A 3,075-nucleotide genomic window follows, 5' to 3' on the forward strand; every position below is an offset into this window, starting at 1 on the left:
AAAGCCCGATGCAAAACGGAAAATCGAAAGGGAACAACCAACTGGACGTGGGTCTATCAGGCCTCGGCTCCGAACTCTACGTAACCAAGGGGACATTTTTGCTGCACAGTTAAGGGGACATATTGCCTAAGTATAAACACCGCGCGAATCGCGCCGGACGAATCTGGTTCCGGGTCAGTGCGAATGGCCGCAGGAGCACGGCGGCTCGCCGAGGCCCTTGCGCAACAGGATTTCGTCGAACTCGGGCCGGAGCAAACCGGGCAGCACCGCCGCGTCCGCGTAGCCGCGGGCGCGATAGAACGCCAGCGCCGGCTCGTTGAAGGAAGAGACCGTCACCCACAGGTTGGGCGCCAGCCGCGCCGCCTGCTTTTCCAACCAGGCGAGCAGCGCGCCGCCGATCCCCTGCCCGTGCCAGCCCTCGCTGACCGCCAGTATTTCCAGAAACGACCCGCGCAGCCACGGATAACGCACCGCCAGCACGGCGCACGGCCGGTCGTCGATTTCCACCGTGAATCGCCGCAGCGCCGCGTCGGGCCGGCGCAGGTAATTCTCCAACCCCGCCGGTTCGGAGCCGAGGGTTTTCCATGGATCCATGGCCGACAGGCGGATCGCCAGGTAGCCGGCGTCGTCCGGCGCGAACTCGCGCAACCGGCCGAGCGGGTGCGAAAATTCCTCGCAACGGAACGGCTCGCTCATCGTCCCTCCCGGAAGAGTTGATCGTATTTCTTGTTGTCGCCCGGCCGCTCCTCGTAGCACTCCGTTTCGGCGACCGCCCGGCCGCGCATCAGCAGTTCGCTGACCGTGACGAATTCATAGCCCTGTTCGCGCAACTTCGGCACGAACAAAGCCAGCGCCTCGGCGGTGCGATGGCCGCGGCCGTTGGCATGGCCGATGACGATCGCGCCCGGCCGGGCGCGTTGCAGCACGGTGGCGGCGATCAGGGCGGCCGAGCGGTGCGGCGACGGGTCGGCGGTGACGATGCTCCATTGCACGGCCGGCAGACCCTGTTCGGCGAGCAGCGCGAGCGCGGCGGCGTCGCAGGCGCCGTAGGGGAACCGGTACAGCAGCGGAATCGGCGGAATGCGGGCCATGGCCGCGTCGCCGGCCGCGCGGGCGCACGGTCGCGCGGCGAGCCGTTCCCACAACAATTCGTACTCGGCCTGCGCCCATTCGACCTGCCGGACGCCTTCTTCGGCCGGAATCACACGGTGATTGGCATGCGACCAGCCATGGCTGCCGACCTCGAACAGCGGATCGGCCAGGAGCTGCATCGCCGGTTCGGGGTGCGAACGCAGCCACTTGCCGCCGGCGAAAAACGTGGCCGGGACCCGATTCGCGCGCAGGTAATTGACCAGCGCCGCGTCGTAGCCGGTGCGTTCGCGCGGGCGCTCGCACAGGTCGAAGGTCAGCGCGATCGGCCGGCGATTATCGCGCGGCTCGACCTCGCGCAGCGAATTGCGCCAGGCCGGCGGCACGGGCGGCCGGCGATGCTTGGGCGCGGTCCGTTCGGGCGGCGACAAGTCCGGATGCGGATCGTGATTCAGCACATTGCGGTCGGCGGCGGTTCCCGCCAGTTCGGCCGGCGTCCAGCACTTTTCGAGCACGGCGGCCGAACCGAAGGTGAACGAGCCGACGGTGGTTTGCAGCGGATCGGCGGGGGTCAACGGTTCCGCCTGCGCCGCGGCCCGGCCGGGAAGGCGGTCGGCGAGGATTCGCGCGCCGGCCGCGAGCGTCCGGCGAGTCGCCGGATGCGACCAGCCGCAATACACCGCGCCGAGCAGCGCGCCGAGCAGGAGCGGCAGCCACCAGCGAAGGCGGCGGCGCGGTCGGCGGCGGGAAACGCGGGTTGAACGATGGCGAACCGGCATGAAGACAATCCTCGACGCGGGTGGCGAACCGTGAAAAGCGCGGCCGTTTTTTCGCGGCGGACGGAGCGCCGCCTAAACCGCCCGCGGGAACGACGCGACGATGGGGCGGATCGACTTGTCGAACGACACCGGGATCCCGGCGAAATGATCGCCGATGTAATTGGCCCGATCGAAGGTGTGCGGGTTTTTCAGGTAATCCCAGTCCGCCGGCACCGGCCCGAATTCCTCCTGGCCGAGAAACTCCTCCGCCGTCACCGCCTTGCCGCCGGTCAGCACGGCCAGCTTGCCGGTCGCGTTGGCGATCTTTTCGAAACCCCGGAACAGGTTGACTTGCGAGGGATAGGCTTCGAGCATGTTCCGCTTGGCCCGCATCTCGTTTTCGTTCAGGCGGTAGCGCCAGCGCAGGCCGCGATAGAACGGGTTGAAGCGCAGGGCCACCAGAATGATGTATTCGTACATCGGCACGTGAATCAGCGGCACGGTTTCGCCGGTCTGCTTTTGGTAATCGTCGAGCGCCAACCGGGTGAAATAATGGGTCAGGTCGTGCTCGGGATTGCCGCCCTGGTAGGCGGGCGTGAAGACGACTTGCGGCCGATAGGCGAAAACGCGGTCGCGGATCGCGTCGATCATCCGCTGGAAAAACGGCCGGAGCCGCGTGGCCGCGTCGGCGGCTTGCGTCACGTAGGACAACCGGCGGTAGATTTCGACCTCGGAAAAGTCGAGGCATTCCGTGCGGTCCGCGGTGATCCCCAGGGCCGCCGCGCTTTTCAGGGCCTCGGTCTTGCGGATCGTCGCGTACTGCCGCGGCGCCACGTCGGTCTCGAAATACAAGCCGTCACCGTTGGTGACCCAGACGATGCGCACGCGGTCGCCGGCGTGAGCCAGCGTGCCGCCGAAGGGCACTTCGTCATCCTGGTGCGCCAGGACCGCCAGCGGCCGTTCCATCCGGTCGTAGGCTTGAATGAATTCTTCCACCGTCTGATCGGGCAGCGACATTTTTTCCCCCGCGTTACCAGGCTGGCGAATTGTATGAATTTGACCCTTTTGACGCAAGGCAGCGCGTGTTAACTGTATTAGCTTAGCGACTTTGTCCCCTGTAACTGCTTAGCGATTATGTCCCCCATGAAGAAGGACATGATTTCGATGACTCCCAAGGAGTTACAGCGGATGAGGTTGCTGGTCTGCGTCCTGGAGGGGCAGCTGCCCC

The 3,075-nt window shown here is 66.1% G+C and carries 3 protein-coding genes; all 3 read right to left on the minus strand.

Annotation, left to right across the window (positions count from 1 at the left end):
- Positions 1-174: 174 nt before the first annotated feature.
- Positions 175-696 carry a GNAT family N-acetyltransferase gene (locus GX444_17800; GenBank protein NLH50436.1) on the minus strand — a complete coding sequence of 174 codons (522 nt, stop codon included), beginning with the start codon at positions 694-696 and terminating at the stop codon, positions 175-177.
- Positions 693-1,868 carry a polysaccharide deacetylase family protein gene (locus GX444_17805; GenBank protein NLH50437.1) on the minus strand — a complete coding sequence of 392 codons (1,176 nt, stop codon included), beginning with the start codon at positions 1,866-1,868 and terminating at the stop codon, positions 693-695. Before GX444_17805 ends, GX444_17800 begins: the two co-directional genes overlap by 4 nt.
- A 72-nt stretch (positions 1,869-1,940) precedes the next feature.
- Complete coding sequence (locus GX444_17810) at positions 1,941-2,864, minus strand: hypothetical protein (protein NLH50438.1); 924 nt, start codon at positions 2,862-2,864, stop codon at positions 1,941-1,943.
- Positions 2,865-3,075 lie beyond the last annotated feature (211 nt).

This window comes from Myxococcales bacterium (assembly GCA_012517325.1).
Lineage (GTDB): Bacteria > Lernaellota > Lernaellaia > Lernaellales > Lernaellaceae > JAAYVF01.

Excerpts from the sequence above, each read along its gene's own strand:
- GX444_17800 (NLH50436.1), bottom strand. The coding sequence starts at position 696 with ATGAGCGAGCCGTTCCGTTGCGAGGAATTTTCGCACCCGCTCGGCCGG.
- GX444_17805 (NLH50437.1), bottom strand. The coding sequence starts at position 1,868 with ATGCCGGTTCGCCATCGTTCAACCCGCGTTTCCCGCCGCCGACCGCGC.
- GX444_17810 (NLH50438.1), bottom strand. The coding sequence starts at position 2,864 with ATGTCGCTGCCCGATCAGACGGTGGAAGAATTCATTCAAGCCTACGAC.